Here is a 25779-nt window from a genome sequence, read left to right on the forward strand (position 1 = left end):
GGGTTCAGGGGAAGAATACAGAATACAGTATTCAGAATTCAGTAGCCCCCGACCTAACCCCCTGAAAAATTCCTTCCACAGGCCCGCCTGCCGCAGGCAGGTTTCACAGATGGGGAGTATGAAGGTGAGAAATCTTTTTAAGAAGACCCGGGCAGATAAACGGTACGAAATTGTCGGAAAATCACCTGTTGTTTCAGTCTTTGAGCGTTTTTTCGGACAAATGTCCGAAAAAACGCTCAACAACGGGTGTTGTATCTGTGCAATCTGTGGACCTTTTCCTACCCCCTGAATCTCAATCGGAGATCAGAGATACCCCAGGGCCCGCATTTCCTTTTCCACCTCGGGAGTCATTTCCGCCGGGGAACTTTCGGCCGGAGAGCCCATGCGGTCGATAAAAGCGGCTTTAGCCCTTTGTCGTTCCTCGGCCGTCGACCGCAACCGCTCCCGCTCGCGGGGATCGCGGGAGACGATATTGTCGGATTCGCGGGGATCTGAAGCCAGGTCATAAAGCCTTTCCGGAGCTTCGTTCGAGTAGGAGAACCCTTTCTCCTCCACCCGCACCGTCCCCCCGGGCTTGATCACGGAAAAGCTGACGATATCGGGACGATAGGGAGCCCCTTTCCGAAGAAACGGGAGCATGGATATTCCCTGGATTTCGCCGGAATCGATCCCCAGTAGATCGAGCACGGTGGGAAAAACGTCCACCGTTCTGGCCGTTTCCCGCACACGTCGCCCGGCCATCTCCCCTCCGGGGAATCTGACCATGAGGGGGACGTGGAGTTCCTGAACGTAGAGGTGCAGGTGGCCACGATTGCCGTGCTCGTAAAATTCCTCCCCATGGTCGGAGAGAAGAACGAATATGGTCTTCTCGAAGAGGTCTCGTTCTTTAAGGAGCTCGACAATATCCCCGAATATGTGATCGGCGAAGAAAACGCCCCCGTCGTAAAGGGCTATCAGATGAGCCAGATGAGCGGGATTCGAGGAATCGAACGCTTCCCAAAAGAGCTGGGCTCGGTCTTCCTTGGGGCGCACGGCCAAGTCGGCGTATCCCGCGGGGAGGCCGGCCACCCTGACTCCGGGCTCGAGAAATCGGGACCGGTACGATTCCGGCCCGTAAATATAAGGGTCGTGAACGAAAAAGTGGTGGATGAACAGAAAGAAAGGCCGGTTTCCTCCTTGCGCCTCGTCCAGGAACCTCGATACTCCGGAAGGGACCGGATCGAGCCCGTCGGTGTCCCGGCTGAAGCTGGCTTCGTATCGTTCGAAACCCCGGGAAAAACCCTTGTCGGCGGGAAGGTTCCCTTTACCGACGAAGGCGGCGGTGCGGTAGCCGTGCCGGCCGAGGATCTCGGCCAGCGTCTCGATGCGGGGGGAGAGGACGATCCCCTTGTCCTTGTTGAAATTGGCTATCTGGTGAACGTCGGGCATCATCCCGGTGAGAATGGTCATATGCGAAGGCGAGGTATGGGGGGACTGGCTGATCGCGCGTTCGAAAAAAACACTTTCCCGGGCGAAAGCGTCGATGTTGGGAGAGGTTTTCCTGGGGTTGCCGTAGCAGTGCAGCCTGTCGGCACGGAGGGTGTCGATGGAGACCAGCACCAGGTTGGGGGTCGGCGGCTGTTTTTTCGCCGCTGCCGGGGCGGGCGCGGAAAGCGGGCTCAGGGGCGATCGGCCTAAAACCTCATAAGCTTCCGGCCGGGTCGGGCGCTCGCGGGCCAGTCTGGCGGCGAGGGCACGGGCTTCGGCGGGTCGATCGAGCTGACGTAGAAGCTCCGCCTTTTTGACTTCCGTCTCGTAGTCTCCCGGTTTCAATTTGACGACCCTATCCAGTGTCTGCAGGGCGGTCTCGGGACGGTCGAGTTCTTCGTAAGCTCGCGCCAGCAGCGTCAGGATGGCCGCGGAATCCTTTTCGACGCGCAGGCCTCGCCGGAGCACGGCCGCGGCTTCATCCGGGTGGCCTTGTTGCAGCCAGAATTCGCCGATGGAGAGGAAAACGGTGCCGTTCCGGGTCGAATTCGACAGGACTTCCTCGAAACAGGCCCGAGCCGGTTCCAAGTCCTCCAAGGCGCCGAGGCACATCCCCCGGAAGAGCTGCACCGTGAGGACGTCCGCGCCTGCTTCGCGGGCATTTTCGAAGGAAGCGAGCGCTTCCCGGTACCGGCCGCAGCGGTACTGCTCGACTCCCTGTTGGAACGTTTCTTCCCCGGAAACGGCCTTGCCCGATGGAGGCATGCCGAACGCCAGGATCAGAGCCAGGCTCGCAAGCTTCATGCCGGCAGTATAGCAAAAACGGAAGAAACCGGAAAATCAGCTTTGCCCGTCGGCGCCGGGGGAGAGCAGCCCCATGATTTCGATGTGGGCGGTGCGGGGAAACATGTCGTAGAGGCGGATCGGTCCGAGAAATCCGTATCCGGCCTCGAGCAGAACCCCGCAGTCGCGGGCGAAGGTGGCAGGGTTGCAGGAGATGTACGCCAGGGCGCGGGGATGTCCCCGGAGAAGTTCTTCGATCAACCTTTCGGGCAGCCCCCCCCGGGGCGGATCGGCGAGAATGACGTCTCCCTCGCGGATGAGGCCGCCCAACCCCTGGGCTCCGTCCCATGAAATCTCCTCGACGTTGGCCAGATTCCTGCGGTTGTGGCGGAAATCGCCCACCGCCGACGGGTGAATTTCGAAGCCGAGAACCTCGGGGAAACGTTCCGCCAGGGAGACGGCGAAGAGCCCGACGCCGGTGAAAAGATCGAGGAGCCGGCCTCCTTCGGGGAGCGTCTCCCGCAGGTCGTCGACGACCAGTTCGGCGGCGGCGGTGTTCATCTGAAAAAACGAGTCGGGGCTGACCCGGAACCGGTTTCCGGCAAGCTCCATTTCCAGCGCTCCCCCCTCGACCACCCGCTCTCTCCCGTACTCGGCGACGGCCAGCAGCGGCTCCGCCCCGGATTCGCCGGCGACGTTTCCGGCGCGCAGGGTAAGTTTATCCGGGGTCCGGGCGGCCTGGCGCAGACTCCACCGCCCCAGGGCCTCCCGGATCCGCGGCCGAGCTATCGGGCAATCCCCGATATCGACGATCTTCCTGCTCTTTTTGCGGTAATAGCCGAGCGCGCCGTCCGCCCCGCGAAGATGGATGGTGTTTCTGTATTCCAGAGCGGGCAACTCTCCGAAGGCGCGGGAAAACGGGTCGATCTGGACTTCCCGCCGCATGATTCTCCGTAAAACTTCGCCCGCGATCCCTTCCTTGATCGCTCGTTCCCGGCCGTACTCCATGTGCTGAAAATCGCAGCCTCCGCACGCCGGGAAGAACGGGCAGACCGGGACCGTCCTCTCCGGGGAAGGTTCCAGAACCTCCCTGACTTCGGCCCACCGGATCCCCTTGGCTTTTCCGGTGACTTCCGCCTCCACCGTCTCCCCCGGGAGCACCGCCCGGCAGAAAACGACACCCCCGTCGTCCCGGATCAGGCCGTACCCTCCGGCCACCACCTTCTCTATCCTCCCCACGATCGTCATCGCGCGAACTGCCGGAGAGTCTCCGCGAACGGCGGGCGGATCACGCCGCGTTCCGTGATAAAAGCCGTGACGAGCCCGTGGGGAGTGACGTCGAACGCCGGGCAATAGGCCGCGATTCCTTCCGGGGCGATTTTTTTTCCGCCGAAGGAAGTCAATTCTTCCGACGACCGCTCCTCGATCGGGATCCCGGAACCGTCGGGGAGGGAAAGATCGAGCGTGGTCGAGGGCCACGCCATATAAAACGGGATCCCGTGGGCCCGAGCCAGGAGGGCCACACCGTACGTCCCGATCTTGTTGGCCGCGTCGCCGTTGGCCGCCACTCGATCCGCGCCGGTGATGACCAGGTCTATGCGCCCTTCTTTCATGACCTGGGCCGCCATGTTGTCGCAGATCATGGTCGCGTCCACTCCCATGTGATCGAGTTCCCAGAGGGTGAGCCGGGCGCCTTGGAGCAGGGGCCTGGTCTCGTCGGAATAAACCGCGATCCGTTTCCCCTGCTCATGCGCGGTATAGATAGGCGCCAGGGCGGTGCCGTAGCCGGATGTGGCCAGCCCGCCGGCGTTGCAATGAGTGAGGATGCCGTCCCCGTCCCGGATCAGGTCGGCCCCGGCCCGGCCCATGGCCCGGGACATCTCCAGGTCTTCCTCCCGAATGGCCTGGGCTTCTCCGATCAGGATATCCTTGAGGGCCGTCACCCCGGCGGAAGCATGTTCCCGCGCGATCCGCTTCATCCGCCCCAGGGCCCAGAAGAGATTGACCGCCGTGGGCCGGCTCGTGGCCAGGTAGTCGGCGGTCTCCTCCACCTCATCTAAAAAGCCCGCGGACTCCGTTTGCCGGCTGCGCGCCATCACGGCGGCCAGCCCCATGGCGGCGGCGATTCCGATGGCCGGGGCGCCTCTCACTCTCAAGCTCTTGATGGCTTCCCACATTCCTTCCCGGGTGTCGATCTCCACGATCCTGTATTCGCCGGGCAGCAGCGTCTGATCGATGATCGCCACTTTTCCGTCTTTCCACTCCACGGTTTTGATTTCCATTTGGCGCGGCTCCCTTCCTTAGTGCGTTCCGGTCATCCTGCCAGTAGAAAATACCCTATCGCCACGAGATTGTGGAGGGAATGTATCAAGACCGGCGCCGTGACGGTTCGCGTGCGCTCCAAGATCGCGGCCAGAAGCATGCTCAGGAAAAATACCGCCGGGGTGGCGGCCCCGAGCGGGTGCATGAGAGCGAAGATGAGAGAGGAGAGAACGATCGCCGCCGGCGCCGGAAAAGAGCGCCGCAGGCCGCCGTAGACGATACCCCGGAAAACCGTCTCCTCGGCCAGAGGTCCCAGAACCAGGGCGGCTAAAAGACCTGCGGCGACATTAGGCCATTGTCCGCCCGAAATCAGCCGGAGCAGGTCGAAACCCGGAAAATCCCGGGCGGCGGGGGCCGGACCCGCGGGGAGCACGCTCAAGGCGATCAGAAACGGCAGGAAACAAGCATACGCCCGAAGACCGCGCAGCGCAGCGCGGCCGGCGCCCCGGAAGGAAGGAACGAGCAGGGCCCGGTCCCGGGGATGGAAGCGGGCCCATACGGCCACCACCAGCAGCACCGGGGTAAAGAACAGCCATGCTCGGACCGCCGCCTGGGGCCCGGGGCCGGGCGCCCCCCCCGCCGCCTCCAGGATCCGGCTCCAAACCACCCATCCGGCGGTTGCGGCGCCGGCGGTCGCCGGGCCCCAACCGGCGGTAAATTCCGGGGTGAAGCGGAGGAGCCGCCCCGGAAAGAATCTCAAAGCCACCCGAACCAGCCCAGCTCGAAAACCTCGGAGATGGTGGCGACGGCCAGAACCAGAGCATAGGCGGTGAGCAGGACCAGGGCGATGCCGGCTTTATAGCGGCGGAAGAAAGGGAATTCGGCCTTGAAAAGGCACCAGGCCAGGGCCGCGATCCAGAATATCAGGGTCGCGAGGAGGAATATCTGCTGCGGGGTTCCCATCTCCGGGAAAAGTTGCGAAATACCCAGCAATATCCCGGTGATCGCCGCAATCAGCAGAAGTGTCGCCTCTCCGTGCGCCTTGAGGTAGTCGATCATGATCAATCTCCTGCCGGTTTCATGGTCAGTTCGATTTTGAGTTTCATATCCAGGTCGATACCCTCGTCGGGGGAAAGGCGGGGGATCAGGATCGTCACACCGAACTCCTGATCCAGGCTGAGACCGGTTTCCAGCAGTCTCCCCCGTATCCGGTCGAAGAGAAAATACCCGTCGGTTTTCTGTTCGAACGCCCGCAGCGTTCCCGGCCCCGAACCCGCCGACGGTTCTTCCATGAACAAGCTCCCGCGCAAGGAAATTCTCGCCGGATTTTCCTCGGGTTCCGATTCCACGGTGTACGTCTGCAGGGCGGCGAAGGTTTCTCCGGAAGCGAAACGATCGGCGAGCTGAGGAAGTTGCAGCACCAGTTTTCGCTCCCAACTTTCGCCCGGATGCACGGGGTCCGCGGGCAGCTCGGGCTGGGCCGCTTCCAACAGTTCCCGGAACCGGATATACGGAAACGCGCCGGAAAGGGAATCCGGGGTCTCGATAGCTTCGATTTTCCCTCGAGGGGTCATGACCAGTTTGAATGTTTTGCCCGCCACCCCCTTGAGCAGGAAATTCTTGTCGTCGGGGGGGACCGAGTTCAGGAGCTGATCGCCGTCGTACGTTTCGATACCCCCGCCGTCGATGACCACCCGCAGTTTACGCCCCCCCTGTTCGTCGACTACCTCGAAATGGATATCCTTATATTCGACGTCGAAGACCGCGTTTCCCGTGACGCTCACTTCCCGCGTGCGGAAGACGGTCTTCAGCGACCCTTCTATGGAAATCGGGAATTCGGTTTCCTCCAGTTCTCCCAGCGCCGAAGGGTGGGAAGCGTGTACCGTCCCCCGGCCGGAGATGGCGAGGGAATAGGCAAAATCGCGGCCCGCCTGAAAACGGTACCTCAGGGAAATCCCCTCGGGCGCGCGGCGGCAGGAAAGCGGGGCCGGCATCAAGACCAGAGCGAGCAGGAAAAAAACGACGCCGCCGCTTCTTCCGGCGCAACCCGTCACGTGCCTCACCGCTCGGGAACGGCGCCGGCCGGAGCCGCCTTTCCCGGCGCCGCGGACGCATTTCCCGGCGCGGCGGGGATGCCCTGGATTTTTTCCAACAGCCGGTTGACCGTATCGGCCATACCCGGCTCGGCCGCCAATCCTCTCAACCCGGCGATGGCGATCTCTTTGTAGAACCAATCGATTCGGGGATCGTCCAGAATTTCCACCAGCGCCTCGGCCGATTCCGGGACGGGGGTGTGGGACAAATCCCAGATCGCCGCTTGGCGGATCTGATCGGGGCGGGCGGAATCGTAGAAAATCCGCTTGAGCACGGGCACCACGCGCGGATCGCCGATATACCCCAGCATCTGCATGGCCGGCAGGAATTCCGAAGCTTCATCCCCGGCGGTGAAACCGACCAGAAAATCCTGATAGCGCTGATAGTCACGGTCCATTCCGCACAAGGTCATGGCCGCCGCCATCTTGATCCGAGGATCGGAGGTCTTCTGGAAAAGGCTTTCCAGCGCCGGCGCCGCCGGAGAATAGCGGGTATGGTGGATGACCATGATCAGATCGTATTCCATATAGGGGGGAGCGCCGGGAAGCGCTTCCAGGGCGGCCCGGCCCGCGTCGGTTCCGCGTTTGACCAACTCGAATTTGGCCGGCGCTCGAACTTCGGAATCATCGTTGCGCAGTTGTTCGATCAAGGCGGAGATGGGCACCGGCGTCGCCGTCGGCGTCGCCGCGCCGGCTCCGGAGGCGATGAAAAGCCATACTGCCGCTGCTATCGTCGATTTCATGGACAATCTCCTGGTTGTTACCGGGACTCTAACACTCCGGGAGAAGATTGGCAATCCCCCACCCTTCCAACACCTTCAGAGCGTCGTCATCGGTAAGATCGTACCGCAAAGGCGTTACCGAAACCCACCCCCGGGCCAACGCCCGGCTGTCGGTGCCGTCGCCCTCCTTCGAAAACTCCAGATCCCCTCCCAGCCAGAAGTAATCCCTTCCCCTGGGGTCGACCCGCTTCTCGATCACTTCCCGGTAACCGGCCGTCCCCTGCCTGGTTATCCTGATCCCCTTGATTTGTTCCAGAGGCAAGGCCGGGACGTTACAGTTAAGCAACACTCCGGCCGGGAGTCCTTTCTGAAGGATGGTTTCGGCCAAACATCGGGCTACGCGGGCGGCGGTTTCGAACTCGGCGGCGGTGAAGGAATCGAGGGAGACGGCCAGGGCGGGGAGCCCCATGATCGCCGCTTCCACCGCCGCCGAAACCGTGCCGGAGTAAATAACGTTGATCCCGGCGTTGGGGCCCGGATTAATCCCCGAAACGACCAGGTCGGGGCGGCGCGCCAGCAGTGATTTCACCGCCAGTTTCACGCAATCGGCGGGAGTTCCGTCGACGGCGTATCCGAACAAGCGCTCCCCCCGGTGGACGCGGGCCGCCCGCAGCGGGCGGTTGAGGGTGATGCCGTGTCCGACGGCGCTGCGCTCGGATTCGGGAGCGATGACGACGATGTCCCCTATCTTGGCCGCTTCCTCGGCCAGAACCCGCAGGCCCGGGGCGTTGATGCCGTCGTCGTTGGTGATCATGATCAGGGGCTTCATGTCGAGAGGTCGTCCTTTCTTGTTCGGGGAGCGAAGGCCTTGCCCTTCAGACTATTCCAGACCGCCCAGAGAAACCAGCGAATGTACTCGGGGGCGACCTTGCATATCCTGAAGTGAGATTGGCCCGATGTCCGGTCCTTCCACCGTGTCGGAATCTCGGCGATCTTGAATCCGTGCAGATGGGCTTTGACCGTCAGTTCCAACCCCGTGGTGTAATTGTCCGAGCGCAGGATGCCGATCTCGTCCAGGATCGAGGCCCGGTACATTTTATAGGCATTGGTCGCGTCGTTGGTGGGGAGGCCGATGACGATCTGGAGGGTTTTTCCCAACAACCTGGAGAGCAGGTGCTTGAAGCGATCGAAGTGCTCGCCCTCCCCGCCGGGGATATAGCGGGAGGCCGATACCAGGTCGTACCCTTCCTTGATTTTCTCCAGCATGGCCGGGATATCCTCGACGTCGTCCGACAAATCCGCCATGACCGCCACCACCACCCCCGATTCGACCTCCTCGTAGGCGCGGTTCAGGCACCGGCCCAAACCGTGATTGCCCCGACGGTTGATAAGAACCAGGTTGGAGGAACCTTTCAAGACCGACTCCACCCGCTCCCGGGTCCGGTCGCTGGAATTGTCGTTGACCACGATCAGCTTATAGGGAGTAGGTACGCGCTCCTGGATGGTGCGGATGACCCGGATGGTTTCGGCTATGCCTTCCTCCTCGTTGAAGGCGGGAACGATGATGTTGAGAAAATAGGGGTTCGCCTTCATTCCCCCCGCTCCAGGATCAACGTTACCGGGCCGTCGTTGACCAGGTCGACTTTCATCGTCGCTCCGAAAACCCCGGAGGAGGCCGCGATCCCTTTCGCCGAGAGCGCCTCGATAAAAATCCGGTACAGCTTCCGGGCGACCTCCGGTTCGGCGGCGGCATCGAACCCGGGCCGGCGTCCTCGCCGACAATCGCCGTACAGCGTAAACTGCGAAACCACCAGGGCTTCCCCGCCGGTTTCCAGAAGCGATAGATTCATCTTCCCCCCCGCGTCTTCGAAAATCCTCAACTCCGCGATTTTGCCTGCCAGCCAGAGAGCCTCCCGGTCGGTATCGCCTCTGCCCACGCCGAGCAGGACCAGCACCCCCTTCCCGATGCTTTCCCGAAAACCGCCTTCGGCTTCCACCGAGGCCCGGTCCACTCTCTGCACCACCGCTCTCAAATTCGGCCTCCGGCTGCGGCACGCCGCCGAGAACCCGCTAAGATCCTGAAAATACCGATCCCCTGTAGTATCATCTCTGCTGTTCCCTCTTCCCCTCGGGGAAGGTCGACAACGTTTTCCCGGGGTGTGGAGAAATGTACCGTCTGCGCATGCGACTGACAACCATTAACCTGCCCCGCCCGGCGCCGGGGCCCGGGGGAGCGAAGAACGGTGGAGATTGAGGAAACGGTTGCGGGATTGGATAAGCTGAGTTCCCCCTGCCGGCTCTGTCCCCGCCGCTGCGGGGTCGACCGCGGCGGCGGCGAGATGGGGTGGTGCCGGACCGGGAACCGGCCGCTGGTGGCGGAAATCTGCCTCCATCGCGGCGAAGAACCCGCGATATCCGGCCCCCGGGGCATCTGCAACGTTTTTTTCGCTCATTGCACCCTGCAGTGCCTGTATTGCCAGAATAACCGGATCAGCTCCAACCGGGTCGAACATCCCGGCTGGATCGGTTCCCTCGACGAGTTGACGGAGGCTGTCTGCTCCGTTCTCGATCAGGGCGCGTCCGGGCTGGGTTTGGTCTCCCCCACCCACCAGCTCCCGGCGGCGGCGCGGTTGATTCGGGACCTTCGGCGCCGGGGCCGACGCCCGGTCGTGGTCTACAACACTTCGGGATACGAACGGGTTGAAGTGTTGCGGGAGCTGGAGGATCTGGTCGACGTTTATCTTCCCGATCTCAAATACCTCGATCCCGAAATCGCCGGGGCTTGGTCGGGCGCCCCGGATTACCCCGCCGCTGCCGCCGACGCTCTTCGAGAAATGTACCGCCAGAAGGGTTCCCTGCTCCGGTTCGATCAGGACGGGGTCGCCGTTTCCGGCATGATCGTCCGCCATCTGGTTCTTCCGGGCGCGGTCGAGAACACCCGGGATTGCCTGAGGTTCATTGCCGGGGAGCTTTCCCCGCGGCTCCACGTCTCCCTGATGGCGCAATACCATCCCATCCCGGCCGTGGCCGGGGTGCCCGGACTCGACCGGCGCCTGCGGAGAAGCGAGTACGATTCGGCGGTCGAAGAACTCGGACGTCTGGGCCTCGACCGGGGTTGGACCCAGGAACTGGAGAGTCACGGGTACTATCTCCCGGATTTCGAAGGGCCGCAGGTTTTCCCCGACACCTGAGCTCCGGCGGCAATGATTGAACGCCGCGGTCTTTGCTGTATAATCGGCGCCATGAAGAAGGTACGGCAGCGCCTGATATTTTTCGCCGGCGTTTTCCTCGCGGTCATGGTCCTGGGAACCGTGGGGTTCCGGGTTCTGGAGTCGTCGCGCTTCCCGTCTCTCTTCGACAGTTTTTACTTCACCATCGTTACCGTCTCCACCGTCGGCTACGGAGACATGTCGCCCGCGACCTCGCTCGGAAGAGCGCTGGCGGGCTTGGTCATCATCCTCGGGGCCGGAACGTTTCTCGGCGTCCTGGCCAGCGGCACCGACCTGCTCCTTTCCCGGCGGGAAACCGACAGCCATCGCCGCAAAGTCTACATGCTCATGGGAGTCTTTTACGCCGAACTCGGCGACGAACTGCTGGGCCTTTTCTCCCGGGCCGACGGAAACATCGACGGGCTTCGTTCGCTTCTGGGGGTGAAGGTAGACTCGGGCGAAGAGTTCTTTCGGGCTCTCCGGGATCGATCCGAATCGTACCGGCCCGCGCTGGACATGGAAAAAATCAATCTCTCCTCCCTCCGCGACCTTCTGACCGGCGTCCGCCCCAACCTGGTGCGGCTGCTGGAAAACCCCATCCTCGAAGAGCACCGTTCCTTCACCGACCTGCTCTGGAGCACCTTCCATCTCGCCCAGGAGCTGTCGCTGCGCCGCAACGTCTTCAACCTCCCCGCCGCCGACCGCCGCCACCTGGGCGGGGACGTCGCCAGGGTTTACGGTAGACTCATCGGCGGCTGGGTCGACTACATGCAGCATCTTTGGAAGGCCTACCCCTACCTCTACTCCCTGGCGGTGCGCACCAACCCCTTCGACCCCGGCGCTTCTCCGGTCATAACCGACGAAAAACCGGCATCGAACAAGGAGGCGAAAACCGCGTGATCGCAATCGTGGAAAAAATCGAGCACCTGGTCGTGGTCGTTCTCCTGATCATGATGATTGCGGTCATACTCTGCGGAACCGCATGGATGGGATGGGAAACGGTCCGGCAGCTTTTGACGCCGCCCCTTTTTCTCCTCGACACCTCCAAGATGATGGAGCTTTTCGGCCTTTTCTTCATGATCCTGATCGGCCTGGAGCTGCTGGAGACGGTAAAAACCTATCTGAGCGGCAATCAGCTTCACGTGGAAGTCATCTTCCTGGTGGCGATGATCGCGGTGGCCAGAAAAGTCATTATCCTGGATATGAAGCACCTCGACCCGGGGGTGCCCCTGGGAATCGCCGTTCTCATCATCTGCCTGGCCGGCGGATACTTCCTGGTTCGGCGGGCCTCCTCTTCCGCCAAGCCCGAACATGTTCAGAAAAAAAATAACGCCGGCTGAGCGCGGGGACCGGGCTGTCCTGCGCGCCCGCTCTCTCGACGGGGCCGAGGGCCGCGATCTCCTGCGTCAACTCCAGGGCCTGGCCGCGGCCGGGGTGTCCTCTTTCTCCCTGGACCTTTCCGCAATCCCGGCTCTCAACAGCCTGCAGGCGGCCTGGCTGTTCCGCATCCGCGAAGAGGCTCGGCGCGGCGGTCTCGAACTCAAAATCGAGGGCGAAGACCGGTGCGTCCGGGAGTTTCTGCAGATGGTCACCCCGGGAATGCGCCCTCCCCCGCCCCCGGTTCCGCCGGAAAGAAACCCGGTGGTCAGGGCGGGCGGCGCCGTCCTGAACGTGGTCCGGGAAGCGGGGCAGGTTTGGAACATCATCGCGGACGCGATTTACTGGTCGTTCATAGCGCCCTTCTCCGGAGGAGGGATCCGGGTCCGGGCCCTGATCGACGAGATCCACGAGATGGGGATCAAGGCCGTTCCCATAGTGGTTACGCTCAACCTGCTGCTGGGACTGGTCATCGCCATGCTTTCGGCCGCCCAGCTCGAGTTGTTCGGCGTTCAGATCTGGGTCGCCAGCCTGGTGGTTATCGGTTTCGCCCGGGAACTGGCCGTCCTTCTGACCGGGATCGTGGTCTCGGCCCGGACCGGTTCGGCCATCGCCGCGGAGCTGGCGACCATGAAGGTCAGCGAGGAAATAGACGCCCTGCGGGGGATGGGGCTGAGCGTGGGAAAATTCCTGATCGCCCCCAAGGTCATGGCCATTCTGCTCTGTATGCCCATCCTCACCGGGATCGGGTTCGTCTCCGGGGTTCTGGGGGGCTTCATCCTCGGTGTCTTCGCCCTGGGCTACAACATCGATCAATGGTGGTTGAAAACCTTGAGTTCGGCTCGGCTTCAGGACCTGAGCCAGGGCCTGATCAAATCCTTCGTCTTCGCCGTACTCATCGTGGTCATCGGGTGCCACAACGGCCTGCGCGTCACCGGAGGCGCTCGGGGGGTGGGAATGGGAACGACCCGGGCGGTGGTGATGGATATCTTCGCCATCATCGTCGCCGACATGTTTTTCGCAACCCTTTTTTACATCATTCTATGACCGCGGGCGGCTGTTCAAAACAATCCGGGTCGGCGGTGGCGGAAGTGCGGGACCTGGTCTGCCGCTACGGGGACCGCGTGGTCTTGAATTCGATATCTTTCGATATCCTCTCCGGCGAAATACTCTGCATCATCGGCGGCTCCGGCTGCGGGAAGACCACCCTCCTTCGCCACCTGGCCGGGCTTCTGAACCCCGCCGCCGGAACCATCCGGTTCTGGGGCGAGAACATCGTCGATATGAACGAAGACGAGCGCTCCGCCTTTTCCCGGCGTATCGGCATCGCTTTCCAGGGGGGGGCGCTTTTCAACTCCATGACCGTGGGCGAGAATATCGCTCTGCCCATCGAAGAGCACGGCATCGTCGATCCGTCCCTGGTCGGAATCATGGTGGAAATGAAACTGGGGCTGGTGGGACTGGGCGGTCTGGAGAACACGATGCCCTCCGAGCTTTCCGGAGGGATGGTCAAGCGGGTCGGCTTCGCCCGCTCGATCGCCACCGACCCCGAAGTCGTTTTTTTCGACGAACCATCGGCGGGCCTCGACCCCATCACTTCCGCCGGGCTGGATCAGCTCATTCTCAAGATCAGGAAGTTGACCGGGTCGACCCTGGTGGTGGTCACGCACGAACTGAACTCGATCGAAACCATAGCCGACCGGATCCTGATGTTGGACGAGGGGAAGATCGTTTTCATGGGGACCCCGGCGGAGGCGTCCCGGAGCCGGGAACCCCGTCTCCGGCAATTTTTCGAACACCGCCCCGACGAAGGGATCGAACCCCATAACCGCTAACCCGGGAGATACGTTTCCATGGCCTCACGAGAACAGAAACTGAAGGCGGGCATATTCCTGCTGGCCGGACTGGCCCTGTTGGCCGCTATTTTCATCGTCGTCTATATGCAGGGCAAACAGCCCTACGATTACTACACTACCGAGTTCACCGAAAGCGTCACCGGCCTGCGCAAGGATGCCGACGTGGTCTATCAGGGCGTCCCGGTGGGGAAAGTCGTCGATATCTCCATCGGAAACAAGAACCAGGTAGTGGTCAAACTCGGGATCGTCCCCGGCAAAATCGTCCTCAGGCAGGGCATACAAGCCAGCCTCACCATCGGCAACATCATGGGAGGGGCGATCGTCGAGCTTTCCGGGGGGGATCTCCAGGGGAAACCGCTTCCTCCGGATTCCATCATCCCTACTTCTCCCTCGATTCTCGACAATATCCAGGAGGACCTCCCTCATATTCTCGGCGATATCCGCCAGATACTGGCTAAGATCGACAAAGCCATGGGAGACACCGAAGAGATCAAGATTCCCCAACTCGTCAGCAACACCGATGCCATGATCGTGACCGCCAACAAGGCCCTGCAGGATATCAGCGGTCTCCTGGATTCTTCGCAAAGCACATTGGGCACCCTGGAGAAGGAGACTCTGATGACCATGCAGAGCCTCCGCCAGGCCGCCCGCGAAATCGCCCGGGTGGCGGCCCAGTTTTCCCGGGACCCATCTTCCATCGTCCGGGGAAGCGTCGAACCCGATGATCCATACGCCCGATGACATCGAAAACCAACACCCAGCAGGAGCTGTAACGTGAAAAACACGATGATTTCGATTTTGGCCGGGGCCGCGGTCCTGACGGGCTGCTCCCGATCCTATCTCCCCACCCGGTACTACCGGATCGACACGGTGCCGGTGGTGGCGAGAACGACCGAACCGCTCGGCCTTTCGATCAAGATCGAGGAGATCTGGGCTCCCGCCTTCTACGGCGTCGACATGGTCTATCAGGACAACGCTTTCGAAGTCGGACAGTATCAGTACAGCCAGTGGACCGAACCGCCGAACCTGCTCCTATACCGGGCCGTTTTCAATTCCATCACCGCCAGCGGGCTTTTTTCGCGGGTGGACGGTCCCCTCGACACCGCCCGTACCGACCTGCTCCTGCGGGGAGAACTTTTCCGGTTCGACCAGGTGCTCGACGGGGAGGGGACTTCGGCGCAATGCCGGTTCAGCCTGATTTTAATCGATCTTGCCACCGATCTTCCGGTCTGGTCCTTCACCGCCGACAAACTCGGGCGCCAGAAGGAAGAAGGCGCTTTCGCCGAAACCATGAGCGGACTGGTCGCCGAGGCGATGGCGGCGATGGTCGAGAGCCTGGAGCAGTCTCCCCGGCTCAGGGAGTTGGCCCGTGCCGGCCGGAAGGGAGCGGGAGAAGCGGGGGGGGAAGGCGCGCCCGGCTCATGATCGGAATCCGGGATCTGGAGAAGGACTACGGGGAACGGTGCCTTTTCCGGGAGGCGTCGTTCACCGTCGGCCCCCGGGAAAGGGTGGGCCTGGTAGGTCTGAACGGTTCGGGAAAGACCACCCTCTTCCGGTTGATCAGCGGCCGGGAGGAAGCCGACGGCGGCGAGATCGTGATCCCCCGCGGCTATCGGATCGGATGGCTGGAGCAGGAAAGCGAATTCGAATTCGGCACCGTCCTGGCCGAAACTTGCCGCGGGCTCGATCCCGAACTGTCCGGAGAACGCTGGCGGGCGGAAAAAGCGCTTTCCGGGCTCGGTTTCTCCGAATCCGATTTTTCCCGCTCGCCGGACGAGTTTTCGGAAGGCTACCGGGCCCGGATAGCCCTGGCCCGAACCCTGGTCTCCGAACCCAACCTGCTCCTGCTCGACGAACCCACCAATTTTTTGGATATCCTCTCCATCCGCTGGCTGGTGCGTTTTCTCCAGGGATGGAAATACGAGTGCATGATCGTCAGCCACGACCGCTCCTTCCTGGATGCGGTGTGCACTCATATCGTGGGCATCCACCGCCGCCGGATCAGAAAAATCGCGGGACGGACCTGGGACTACTACAGCATGATCGCACGGGAGGAGGATACCTGGGAGAAGACCCGGCTGAACGAGGAACGGCGGCGGAAGCAGGTCGAAGAGTTCATCGGCCGTTTTCGAGCCCAGGCGCGTCACGCCGGGCTGGTCCAATCGCGGATCAAAGCCTTGGAAAAACGCGGCGTCCGCGAACGGTTGGAGAAGATAAGGACGTTATCGTTTTCTTTCACGCCCGCTCCATCCCCGGCCCGTTACGTCCTGGAAGCGCGCGAGCTCGACTTTGCCTGGCCCGGGTCGAGCCCCCTTATCCGCGATTTCAATCTGACGGTGGAGAAAAACGACCGTATCTGCATAGCCGGCCCCAACGGCAGGGGGAAAACCACCCTGTTGCGCCTTCTGGCCGGGGAACTCTCCCCCGACGCGGGGACGGTCCGAATCCACCCCCGCGCCTGCCCCGGCTTGTTTTTCCCCGCTCACGCTTCCCGGCTGCACGGGGAACGTACCGTGGAGGAGGAGGTGGCTTCGGCACGCGAACGCGCCGATCGGCAGGAGACCAGGAGGATCTGCGGGGCCATGCTCTTCGGCGGCGACGACGCCCTGAAAAAAATCGGGGTGCTTTCCGGCGGGGAACGCTGCCGGGTCCTGCTGGCCCAAGTGCTGGCTTCCCCGGCAAACCTCCTCCTGCTCGACGAACCCACCCACCACCTCGACCTCGATTCCTCCGAAGCTCTGTTGGAGGCTCTCGATCAGTTCCCCGGCGCCGTGATCGTCGTCACCCACAACGAGCACTTCATCCGCCGTCTGTCCGGCCGCTTGGTAGTCTTCCCCCCGTCCGGGGGGCATATGATCTACCCCGGCGATTACGACGACTTCGTCTCCGACGGCGGTTGGGAAGAAACTTCCGCCGGCGGATCGCGCCCGGAGGCCGAAGCCGTGAACCGGAAAGAAGCCCGGCGGCGCCGGGCGGAGATCAACCGCCGCCGGGCCGCCGATCTGGAGCCGCTGGAGCGTCGGGCCAGGGATCTCGAGGAACGGATCGCGATCGGAGAAGAAACGATCGCCCAAGCCGACCGGGACCTGATCCGCGCCTCCCGGGAAACGGACAAGGAAAAGATCGTCGAGCTTTCCCGTCTCCGCGCCGCCGCCGGGGAAGAGGTCGCCGCTCTCTACCGGGAGCTGGAAGATGCCGCCTCCCGGTTGGACCGGGCTCGGGACAGCTACGCGGCCCCAAGCCCTTCCTGACCGCCTTTCTCCTCAGCCGCCGAGGACGGCGATGGCCGTGGATACGTTTCCGAACGGGGCGCTGACCTGGAAACCGCGGACCGCGCCTTCCAACGCCGCCACGGCTTCCCGGGCGATGGCGATCCCCGTCGCCTTCTGCTCCTCCTTGTCCCGGGCCGCCGCCATCCGCCGCATAACCTCGTCGGGCACGATCACCCCCGGGACCTCGTTGCGCATGAACTCGGCGTTGCGGTAGCTGGCCAACGGCCAGATCCCGGCGATGAAGGGAAGCCCCGTGTCGGCGGTCCGTTCCAGGAACGCCAGCAGCGGTTCGACCGCGAAGACGGGCTGGGTGATGACGAACTCGGCCCCCGCCTCGGCCTTGAGCCGGAGACGTTCGATCTCCCGCTCCATGTCGATGGCGTTGGGGTCGGCCCCGACCCCGATCAGGGCCCGTGTGGGCGGATCCACTGACTTCCCCCCCAGGTCGAGCCCGCAGTTGAGGTCGTACTGGATCCTGACCATTCCGATGGAATCGACGTCGAAGACCGCCGAGGCGTAGGGATAGTCGCCGAGCTTGGGGGGGTCGCCGGTCACGAAGAGAAAATTCCTGATCCCGACGGCGGCGCACCCCAGGAGGTCGGCCTGGGCCCCGATCAGGTTGCGGTCTCGGCAGCAGAAATGGAGGATGGGCTCTATCTCCGCTTTCTCCAGGATCTGCTGGGCCGTGACCAGGGGCGAGATCCGCGAACTGGCCCTGGGTCCGTCGGGGATGTTGATGGCGTCGATTCCGGCCTCCCGGCAGAGCCGGGCTTTTTCCACGGTTTTCTCCAGGAGATATCCCCGGGGAGGGGTGATCTCGACCGACGTAACCGTTTCCCCGGCGGCCAGTTTGGAGGCGAACCGCGATTTCTCCGCGGTCGGGACCGGGGCCAGGCGGGGAGCCTCCGCTGTCCGCACCGGCGCTTTCTTCTCCAACACCGTCACCTCCAGGGGACGGAGGCTGCGTACCAGGTCCCGGATATGCTCGGGACCGGTGCCGCAGCAGCCCCCTACCCCGCGAGCCCCCAGGCGGATGTAGCGAAGAGCGTAGGTAGTGAAATATTCGGGGCTGGTCATGAAGATGGTGCGCCCGCCCACGTTTTTGGGAACGCCGGCGTTGGGTTGGACGATCATGGGAAAATCGCAGAGCGGGCCTACCTTCTCCAGGGCCGAAAGCAGGCTTTCGGGGCCGCCGCCGCAGTTGATTCCCAGAGCCGTCGGCGAGCGCCCGCCGTCGCCCAGGGGAGCGATCAGCGTGGCGAACTCCTCGCCCTGGGGAGATTCGCCGGCCTGGTCCAGGACCAGGCTGATCACGAAGGGAACGTTCGGGACCAGCGCGGCCGCCCGGCAGGCCCGTTCCACGTCCAGCCGGGAAGAAAGGGTTTCGAAAATAATGAAATCCGCCCCTGCCAGCGCCTCGATCTGCCGGGCCAGAAACCGCGCCATATCTTCTTCCCCCAGTCCGGCGGGAGGAATGATCTCCCCCAGGGGTCCCACCGAGCCCGCAATCAGCGCTTCGCCTTCCCCGGCCTGCCGGGCCAGCCGCACGCCCGCGCGGTTGATTTCTTCGACCTTCTCGCCCAGTCCGAACTTGGATAATTGACAAAAATTGGCGGCGAAGGTGTTGGTGGTGAGCACCTGGGCGCCCGCTTCCCGGTAGCTGCGGTGGATGTCGAGAATCACCTCAGGCTCGGTCAGGCAGAGACCTTCGTAGGAAGTGTTGATGAAGAAGTTGCGCTTGTAGATCTCCGTCCCCATGGCGCCGTCGAAGACGACGATGCCTTCTTTGAGCTTTTCCCCGAGCGGATTGTCCCCCATCATGTCCTCCTTGGGGTTGCGGGCCAGGATGGGCAGAGTCTAACCCAGGGGCTCGGCCCGGTCAAGACGGGGACGGCAGTCTCCCCCACACCCCCAGGTGCCGGTCGCTGATCATCTCCACCGTCAGCCTTTCCAGCCCCGTCCGAATCAGCTGGTGCCGGACCTCCTCCGGGGTGAAGCCGGCCAGGAGGGAGTTGAAGAAATCGTGCTTGAGAATCTCCGGCTCCGCCCCGGAGTAGGTCTCGACCAGTTCCCGGGCCCGGGCCCGGGAAACGGGGCGGGCGAGGTCCACGACCAGGACCGCTCCGCCCGGCCGGCAGCAGGCCCGCACTTCCCGCCAGAGCGCGTCCGGGTCGGGGAGATGGTGAAGAAGGCTGTTGGAGATGACTGCGGCGCAGCCGCCGGTGGGAGGCAAGGCGCCGGGGACCCTCGCCGTGCGCAGTTTCACCCGTTTCTCCAGACCCTCCTCCCGCACCCGGCGCCGACCCCAGGCGATCATTTTCGGGGAAGCGTCGATGCCCACCAGACGGCAGGCGGGGTAGCTGCGGGCGAAGGCGGCCGTGATATCGGCCGGCCCGCAGCCCAGGTCGAAAACGACCCCTTTTCCGCCGAACCCGGGGAACGTCTCCCGGAACCGGTCGAGAAAAGCCCGGTTGGGAGCGGCGAAATCCGCCCGGGCGTAGGCCGCCACCTGTTCGGCCCCGTTCATGATCTCCGCTTCGGGCACTCGCTTCATGGTGGCGGCGATCATACTCCTTTCCGGGTCCGCCGGGAACCCGGATCCCGATCCGGGCTTGACCGCCCCCGATACCGCCGCTAGAGTAACGGCGGAATCGGGGCGCTTAGCTCAGCGGGAGAGCGCTACCCTTACAAGGTAGATGTCACTGGTTCAAATCCAGTAGCGCCCAGAAAGCCGAAGATAAGGGATATGGGGTAAGGGGTAAGGGGTAAGGGATGGGGGGGTACATAGACAAATGACGGATGTTCCGGGGTATCGACGTCTGAAAGTCTGGCAGAAGACTCATCAGGTTGCGCTGGATATCCTCGTATTGGTCGAAGCCTTACCCGAGAAAGCGGGTCTAAAGAGAATCATCGATCAGATCATTGGATCGGCTACCTCCGTCGGCGCCAATATCGCGGAGGGGAGCAACAGTCGAAGCGGGAAGGAATACATTCGTTATCTTGAAATAGCACTCCGTTCCGCCACGGAGACCGATAACTGGCTCCAGATTTGCAAGGATTCAATGGTCATAAAAAGGTATCTTGACATCGAACTGCTGATACGAATCGAGCAGTCCAATATAGAAACGATTAAAATGCTGTCAAAAATGATTTCTTCCTTGAAAAAGATGCGGATACAAGAAGCTGAAACGGGCTATATGGTGTATGAATCGGCTGAAAAATATGGTTGATTCCCCACAGGGGTTCGGATACCGTGTCCCTTAAATCTTGTCCCTTATATCTGTTGTTCAGGGGGGCGTAGCTCAATTGGTTAGAGTACCGGACTGTCGATCCGGGTGTTGCGGGTTCGAGTCCCGTCGTCCCCGTAAAAGGCCCCGGAGGTTTTCCTCCTGGGGCCTTTTACTTCGATCAGACGGGCGAGAACCCGCACACGGGCGAGCTTGTCCTGAGGAGTGAAACGACGAAGGAAGTCCCGTCGTCCCCGTAGAAAGGCCGGAGGGGAATTACCCCTCCGGCCTTTCTATTGGAATCAATGGCTCCCAAAACCGCAACACCCGGAGGGTGTTGTCCCGGTTCAAAGAACCGGGATCGTCCCCGTGAAAGACCCCGGTGGATATTCCCTACCGGGATTTTTACTTGGGTAATGGGAGACTCGAATCCGCTACACCTTGGTGTTGTCCCGGTTCAAAGAACCGGGATCGTCCCCGTAAAAGGCCCCGGAGGTTTTCCTCCTGGGGCCTTTTACTTCGATCAGACGGGCGAGAACCCGCACACGGGCGAGCTTGTCCTGAGGAGTGAAACGACGAAGGAAGTCCCGTCGTCCCCGTAGAAAGGCCGGAGGGGAATTACCCCTCCGGCCTTTCTATTGGAATCAATGGCTCCCAAAACCGCGACACCCGGAGGGTGTTGTCCCGGTTCAAAGAACCGGGATCGTCCCCGTTTCAAAACCCGGAAGGGGTCATCCATCCCGGGTCTTTCGTCATTAGGGAGAGGGTAACTTTCTATTTTTTTGTTGCCCTGGTTCACATATATGTTAACTTAGGGTTATGAGAACGATAATCTTTTACCGGACGGAATCTAGCCGATGTCCGGTGAAGGAATTTCTTGATTCTCTTAAGGCCCAACAGGCCCGGAAGGTAGTCTGGGTATTGCAGCTGGTGGAGGAACTTGATCGGGTCCCGGAGCAGTATTTCAAGAAACTGGTCTCCACCGATGATATCTGGGAAATCCGGGTCCGGACCGGCGGGGAGATCTTCCGGTTGCTGGGCTTTTTCGACGGGGCCAGCTTGATTGTTTTAAACCACGCATTTTCAAAAAAATCCCGAAAAACTCCGGCCGGAGCCATCAATCTGGCGGAAAACAGGAAGAGGGATTACCTGAGGAGAAAGAAGAGATGAGCGATGTCAAAAAGTATGTTGCGGAGAGAAAGACCCGCGACCCCGAGTTCGCGGAGAACTTCGAAATCGGATACGCCGACTTCAAGATCGGGGTCCTGCTCAAGCAGATCCGGGAAAGCGCCGGTCTGACCCAGGAAGAGGTGGCGAAGAAGCTGAATACCCGAAAATCGGCGATCTCCCGGATTGAGAACCACGCCGAGGACATCCGTCTCTCCACCCTGGAGAGGTTCGCCAAGGCTCTGGGAAGGCGGATCAAAGTTCAGGTTACCTGATCGCCGAGGAGTTGGATCTTCCAGTGCCCATTTTTAACCATCCGGAAGGCGATCTTCAGGCAATCCCAGACCAGCCATGCTCTGGGATGTCCGTCATGCCCGTGAAAGACCCCGGTGGATATTCCCTACCGGGATTTTTACTTGGGTAATGGGAGACTCGAATCCACAACACCTTGGTGTTGTCCCGGTTCAAAGAACCGGGATCGTCCCCGCAGATAAGGCCGAAGGGGAGTTCCCACTCCGGCCTTTGTTATCTTAGAAAGATACGCCCGCCGCCGCATTGCGGTTTATCCTGAACGAAATGGGGGCTGCCCTTCCCTCTTCCCCTCGGCAAACCGGAGAAAATTTTCAGCACCGAACGCGGTATTTCAGGAGGTGAGCCGGGTATACTTCGGGGCGAGCGGAGATATTCCCGTCGCCCGCCCGCAGCCTCACTCCGACGATCGGTATCTCGGTCCGTGCGGGATTTCTTCCTCCCCGTTCGAAAGACGATGCCCCGGGTTGGCCGTTATCCCCGTCAGCGGAGCCCAAGGAAAACGCCCCTCGGTTTCGTCGGTATCATCCCCGCCGGCTGAGCCTCAGTGAGGAGCAGAACCAAGAGAGCTTCGGCTGAACGCCTCTGCCGGTCGGTCCGAGTTTCGCCCGTCCCTTTCTCGGAAAAAAACACCATCCGGCCTTGCTCTCCCTTTCCGCGTTTACTACCATGTTTTTAATGAGTGTCCTTCGCGAGGCCGGTAACAGCCGACAAAAGGCCTCCTTGCTGAAAAGCGATTTTTGCCGTTCTTTACATGATCGGGGGTTCCCCATGAAGAAAGCGCTGGTTTCCTCCCTGTGCATCGGGGCTGTCATCGCTGTCCCCGTTGTCCTGTTCGCTCAGAACGTCACGCTGGAATACTCGACGTACCTGGGAGGAACGAATACCGACGAGGGGAACGCCCTGGCCGTCGATTCGGCCCTCTGCGCCTACGTGGTCGGCTACACCTACTCCAACAACTTTCCCACCTTCAATTCCTACCAGGCAAACTTCGGCGGCAACTACGATGTTTTCATCACTCGCTTTTCTTCGGCCGGCTCCTCGGTTCTCTACTCGACTTTTATCGGCGGTGCCAACAGCGACACCGGCTACGGCGTCGCCGTCAACTCCGCCTTCGAGGCCGTCGTCACCGGGTACACCTATTCCACCGATTTTCCCACCGTCAATCCCTACCAGGCCTCCCGGAATGCGGAATGGGATTTCTTCGTCGTCATGCTCTCCTCGACCGGCTCCTCGCTCATCTACTCGACGTACCTGGGAGGCAACGGCAACGACTACGGCCGGGCCGTCGCCCTCGACACCGACTCCAACGCTTACATCACCGGTTGGAGTCTGTCCTCCGATTTTCCCACCGTCAATCCCTGCCAAGCTTATTACGCCGGCTACAGGGACGTCACCGTATCCAAGCTCTCCTCGACCGGCTCGGAACTACTGTATTCGACCTACTGCGGAGGCTTCGACGACGACCAGGGATACGCCATCGCCGTGGATGGGGACGGCGAAGCGTGGGTCGGCGGTAGCACCGAGTCGGGCTTTTATCCTTACCTCTTCCCCACCGTGAACGCCTACCAGTCGAGCTTCGGGGGAGGAAGTTGCGATGCCTTCCTCTTCCGGCTCTCCTCCGACGGCGCGCGCCTGCTCTACTCGACCTATTTCGGAGGAAACGGGGATGATTATGCCTACGCCGTCGGCCTCGCTCCGGACGGGGGCGCCTGCCTCGTCGGGAAAGCGTCTTCGACCAATTTCCCCACCGTGAACCCCTTTCAGGCCTCCCGAGCTTCGAGCAGCGGCGACGCCTTCGCCGCCCGCTTCGCCCCCGGAGGCTCCTCCCTCGTCTATTCGACCTACATCGGTGGCGTCGACGGCAGCAGCCAGTTCCAGGGGATCGGGGTGGACGGCCAGGGCGGCGTCTTCGCCGGGGGCTATACCTATGCCGAATCCTTCCCGACCGTCAGACCCTACCAAGCGGGCATGCTCTCCACCAACGACGTCATCATCACCCGGTTCTCTCCCTCCGGTTCCTCCCTCGTTTATTCGACCTTCCTGGGGGGCACCCACAACGATTACGCCTACGGCTTCGCCATCGACGCCAACCAGGACGCCTACATAACCGGTTACACCAACGCCGTCGACTTCCCGACCGTCAACCCCTACCAAGCGTCCCGGGCGGGAAGCGAGGAGGTCTTCGTCACCAAGCTCAAACACTTCACCACGCCCAGTGCCACGCCGACGCCGGTCGGCTATAAAACGCCGACTCCGCCGCCCACGCCTCCCCCGCCGACCCCGACCCCGCCCTCGTCCATGACGCCCTCCCCGACGCCGGAAGGCTACCTCACCCCGACGCCGTCGCCGACGCCGATGGTTCTCGTCTTCGAGATCGGCACCTATCTGGGAGGGGCATCCGACGACTATTCCTACGACGTCTCCGTCGATTCCCTTGGGGATTTCTACGTCGTCGGGTACACCTATTCCGACGATTTTCCCACCGTCAACCCTTATCAGGCGGCCCGTACCGGCGCCGACGCCTTTTTAACCAAGTTCTCCTCCGACGGGTCCACGCTGCTCTACTCGACCTATCTGGGGGGAAGTTCCTACGATTACTGCTACGGTATGGCGGTGGATACCACCCTAAGCGCCTATCTGACCGGCCGGACCAGATCCACGGATTTCCCGACGGTGAACGCCTACCAAGCGAGCTTGGCCGGTTCCAACTACAACGCCTTCGTCACCCGGTTCTCCTCCGACGGGTCGGAGCTTCTTTATTCAAGCTACCTCGGGGGCGGCGATGTCGATTACGGAAACGAGATCGTCGTCGATTCGGCTTTCTCCGCCTACGTTCACGGCTATACCAACTCCACCGATTTCCCCACCGTGAACCCTTACCAGGCCTCCCGGTACGGCTCCAACGAGGACGGTTTCGTGACCAAGTTCTCCTCCGACGGCTTCACGCTGCTCTACTCGACCTATCTGGGCGGGGGCGGCGAGGATTACGGCTACGGCATCGACGTGGATTCCCTTGGCTGCGCCTTCGTCACCGGCTACACCGATTCCACCACCTTTCCGACCGTTAACCCCTACCAGCCTTCCCGGGCGGGAGACGACGACGCGTATGTGGCCAAGCTTTCCTCGACCGGCTCCGAACTCCTCTATTCGACCTACCTGGGCGGAAGCGATACCGATCGAGCCTACGCCGTCGCCGTGGACTCTCTCGGCTCGGCCTACGTGACCGGCCGGACTCAATCCGCCGCGCCCGGCAACCTCTTCCCGGTCGTGAACGCCTACCAGGACATCCCGCACGGCGAAACCGACGTTTTCGTCGCCAAGCTGGGGAGCACCGGCTCGACGCTCGTCTACTCGACCTACCTGGGCGGGGCCGACGACGACTACGGCGAGGCCATCGCCATCGACTCGCAGGGAGCCGCTTCGGTGACCGGTCGGACCGAGTCCGACGCGAGCCCCTTCTTCTTTCCCGTCACCGCCGACGCCTACCAACCGGCTCCCCACGGGGATGTTGACGCCTTCGTCGCCACCATCTCTGCAGACGGGTCGCGCCTCGACTACTCGACCTACCTCGGCGGCAGCGGTCCCGATTCCGGTTACGGTATCGCGTGCAGCGTCGGAAGCCCTCTCGTCCGGATCTACGCTACCGGCCGGACCGAATCCAATAACTTCCCGACCTTGAACGCCTACCAGCCGAGTCGGGGAGGTTCCACCGACGTTTACGTCTTCACGCTGGTCAAACAGACCACTCCGACCCCGACTCCGAGTGCGACTCCGACGCCTTCGTCGACACCCACGCCCTCTGTTACCCCCACTCCCAGCGTCACGCCCACTCCGTCGGTCACGCCGACGCCCTCGGTCACCCCCACACCCTCCGCCACCCCGACGCCGTCCACCACACCCCCCCCATCCGCCACCCCCACTCCCTCGAATACACCCAGTCCATCGCCTACCCCGACCTCCTCTCCCAGCGCCAGCCCCACACCCTCCGTCACCCCCACGCCCAGCATAACCCCCCCCCCCTCCGTCACCCCC

The 25779-nt window shown here is 62.1% G+C and carries 25 protein-coding genes and 2 tRNA genes; 15 read left to right on the forward strand and 12 right to left on the reverse strand.

Going from position 1 to position 25779, the window contains the following annotated elements; translation table 11 throughout:
- Positions 1–289, forward strand: a 289-nt coding sequence (locus tag PLZ73_10715; GenBank protein ID HOO78345.1) for a hypothetical protein, incomplete at its 5' end; no start/stop codon positions are given.
- A 14-nt stretch (positions 290–303) separates the two neighbouring features.
- Here PLZ73_10715 and PLZ73_10720 read toward each other — a convergent pair.
- From PLZ73_10720 to dtd, 10 genes are read right to left on the reverse strand one after another with little or no spacing between them, the layout of a single operon-like run.
- A complete protein-coding gene (locus PLZ73_10720) occupies positions 304–2271 on the reverse strand; it encodes a sulfatase-like hydrolase/transferase (GenBank protein HOO78346.1) in 1968 nt (655 codons plus the stop codon).
- A 36-nt stretch (positions 2272–2307) separates the two neighbouring features.
- The gene (locus PLZ73_10725) at positions 2308–3498 is read right to left on the reverse strand and encodes a hypothetical protein (protein ID HOO78347.1); all 1191 of its coding nucleotides are present in this window, start codon (positions 3496–3498) and stop codon (positions 2308–2310) included.
- On the reverse strand, positions 3495–4532 hold the full coding sequence (mtnA, locus tag PLZ73_10730) for an S-methyl-5-thioribose-1-phosphate isomerase (GenBank protein HOO78348.1): 1038 nt from the start codon (positions 4530–4532) through the stop codon (positions 3495–3497). Before mtnA ends, PLZ73_10725 begins: the two co-directional genes overlap by 4 nt.
- A gap of 32 nt (positions 4533–4564) precedes the next feature.
- Positions 4565–5278: a CPBP family intramembrane metalloprotease gene (locus PLZ73_10735; protein HOO78349.1), complete on the reverse strand. Its 714-nt coding sequence runs from the start codon at positions 5276–5278 to the stop codon at positions 4565–4567.
- Positions 5269–5571, reverse strand: coding sequence for a hypothetical protein (locus tag PLZ73_10740; protein ID HOO78350.1), 303 nt, complete (start codon positions 5569–5571; stop codon positions 5269–5271). Before PLZ73_10740 ends, PLZ73_10735 begins: the two co-directional genes overlap by 10 nt.
- Positions 5572–5573: 2 nt before the next feature.
- Positions 5574–6566 carry a hypothetical protein gene (locus tag PLZ73_10745; GenBank protein HOO78351.1) on the reverse strand — a complete coding sequence of 331 codons (993 nt, stop codon included), beginning with the start codon at positions 6564–6566 and terminating at the stop codon, positions 5574–5576.
- A gap of 5 nt (positions 6567–6571) precedes the next feature.
- Positions 6572–7348 (reverse strand): HEAT repeat domain-containing protein, encoded by a 777-nt coding sequence (locus PLZ73_10750; protein ID HOO78352.1) that lies wholly within the window; start codon positions 7346–7348, stop codon positions 6572–6574.
- 28 nt (positions 7349–7376) lie between these two features.
- The gene (gene surE, locus PLZ73_10755; protein ID HOO78353.1) at positions 7377–8156 is read right to left on the reverse strand and encodes a 5'/3'-nucleotidase SurE; all 780 of its coding nucleotides are present in this window, start codon (positions 8154–8156) and stop codon (positions 7377–7379) included.
- Positions 8153–8920, reverse strand: coding sequence for a glycosyltransferase (locus PLZ73_10760; GenBank protein ID HOO78354.1), 768 nt, complete (start codon positions 8918–8920; stop codon positions 8153–8155). The genes surE and PLZ73_10760 overlap by 4 nt, the downstream gene beginning before the upstream one ends.
- Positions 8917–9360: a D-aminoacyl-tRNA deacylase gene (gene dtd / locus PLZ73_10765; GenBank protein HOO78355.1), complete on the reverse strand. Its 444-nt coding sequence runs from the start codon at positions 9358–9360 to the stop codon at positions 8917–8919. The genes PLZ73_10760 and dtd overlap by 4 nt, the downstream gene beginning before the upstream one ends.
- Before the next feature lie 210 nt (positions 9361–9570).
- Here dtd and PLZ73_10770 point away from each other — a divergent pair, with 210 nt between their 5' ends.
- From PLZ73_10770 to PLZ73_10805, 8 genes are read left to right on the forward strand one after another with little or no spacing between them, the layout of a single operon-like run.
- Complete coding sequence (locus PLZ73_10770) at positions 9571–10518, forward strand: radical SAM protein (GenBank protein HOO78356.1); 948 nt, start codon at positions 9571–9573, stop codon at positions 10516–10518.
- Between the two features lie 51 nt (positions 10519–10569).
- A complete protein-coding gene (locus PLZ73_10775) occupies positions 10570–11436 on the forward strand; it encodes a potassium channel family protein (protein HOO78357.1) in 867 nt (288 codons plus the stop codon).
- Positions 11433–11876: a phosphate-starvation-inducible PsiE family protein gene (locus tag PLZ73_10780; GenBank protein ID HOO78358.1), complete on the forward strand. Its 444-nt coding sequence runs from the start codon at positions 11433–11435 to the stop codon at positions 11874–11876. The genes PLZ73_10775 and PLZ73_10780 overlap by 4 nt, the downstream gene beginning before the upstream one ends.
- Positions 11848–12960: an ABC transporter permease gene (locus tag PLZ73_10785; GenBank protein HOO78359.1), complete on the forward strand. Its 1113-nt coding sequence runs from the start codon at positions 11848–11850 to the stop codon at positions 12958–12960. Before PLZ73_10780 ends, PLZ73_10785 begins: the two co-directional genes overlap by 29 nt.
- Before the next feature lie 35 nt (positions 12961–12995).
- Complete coding sequence (locus PLZ73_10790) at positions 12996–13748, forward strand: ATP-binding cassette domain-containing protein (protein ID HOO78360.1); 753 nt, start codon at positions 12996–12998, stop codon at positions 13746–13748.
- An 18-nt stretch (positions 13749–13766) separates the two neighbouring features.
- On the forward strand, positions 13767–14510 hold the full coding sequence (locus PLZ73_10795) for an MlaD family protein (protein ID HOO78361.1): 744 nt from the start codon (positions 13767–13769) through the stop codon (positions 14508–14510).
- Positions 14511–14543: 33 nt separating this feature from the next.
- Positions 14544–15194, forward strand: coding sequence for a hypothetical protein (locus PLZ73_10800; protein ID HOO78362.1), 651 nt, complete (start codon positions 14544–14546; stop codon positions 15192–15194).
- Entirely contained in the window at positions 15191–17020 is a 1830-nt protein-coding gene (locus PLZ73_10805) for an ABC-F family ATP-binding cassette domain-containing protein (GenBank protein HOO78363.1), read from the forward strand. The genes PLZ73_10800 and PLZ73_10805 overlap by 4 nt, the downstream gene beginning before the upstream one ends.
- A 12-nt stretch (positions 17021–17032) precedes the next feature.
- Here the strand turns inward: PLZ73_10805 and PLZ73_10810 are convergent, their stop codons facing one another.
- Complete coding sequence (locus PLZ73_10810; GenBank protein HOO78364.1) at positions 17033–18859, reverse strand: bifunctional homocysteine S-methyltransferase/methylenetetrahydrofolate reductase; 1827 nt, start codon at positions 18857–18859, stop codon at positions 17033–17035.
- Between the two features lie 61 nt (positions 18860–18920).
- The gene (locus PLZ73_10815; protein HOO78365.1) at positions 18921–19610 is read right to left on the reverse strand and encodes a class I SAM-dependent methyltransferase; all 690 of its coding nucleotides are present in this window, start codon (positions 19608–19610) and stop codon (positions 18921–18923) included.
- An 85-nt stretch (positions 19611–19695) separates the two neighbouring features.
- On the opposite strand from PLZ73_10815, the gene PLZ73_10820 reads away from it, so the two are divergent.
- The 6 genes from PLZ73_10820 to PLZ73_10845 all read left to right on the forward strand — a co-directional run.
- Positions 19696–19767, forward strand: a tRNA-Val gene (locus PLZ73_10820).
- A 66-nt stretch (positions 19768–19833) separates the two neighbouring features.
- Positions 19834–20271 carry a four helix bundle protein gene (locus PLZ73_10825; protein ID HOO78366.1) on the forward strand — a complete coding sequence of 146 codons (438 nt, stop codon included), beginning with the start codon at positions 19834–19836 and terminating at the stop codon, positions 20269–20271.
- A 61-nt stretch (positions 20272–20332) separates the two neighbouring features.
- Positions 20333–20406: transfer RNA gene (locus PLZ73_10830), tRNA-Asp, on the forward strand.
- Positions 20407–21087: 681 nt separating this feature from the next.
- Positions 21088–21438: a type II toxin-antitoxin system RelE/ParE family toxin gene (locus PLZ73_10835; protein HOO78367.1), complete on the forward strand. Its 351-nt coding sequence runs from the start codon at positions 21088–21090 to the stop codon at positions 21436–21438.
- Positions 21435–21710 (forward strand): helix-turn-helix transcriptional regulator, encoded by a 276-nt coding sequence (locus PLZ73_10840; protein ID HOO78368.1) that lies wholly within the window; start codon positions 21435–21437, stop codon positions 21708–21710. The genes PLZ73_10835 and PLZ73_10840 overlap by 4 nt, the downstream gene beginning before the upstream one ends.
- Before the next feature lie 805 nt (positions 21711–22515).
- Positions 22516–25779 (forward strand): SBBP repeat-containing protein (locus PLZ73_10845; protein HOO78369.1); only part of this gene is annotated, 3264 nt, incomplete at its 3' end.

This window comes from bacterium (genome assembly GCA_035380285.1).
Lineage (GTDB): Bacteria > Auribacterota > Erginobacteria > Erginobacterales > DAOSXE01 > DAOSXE01.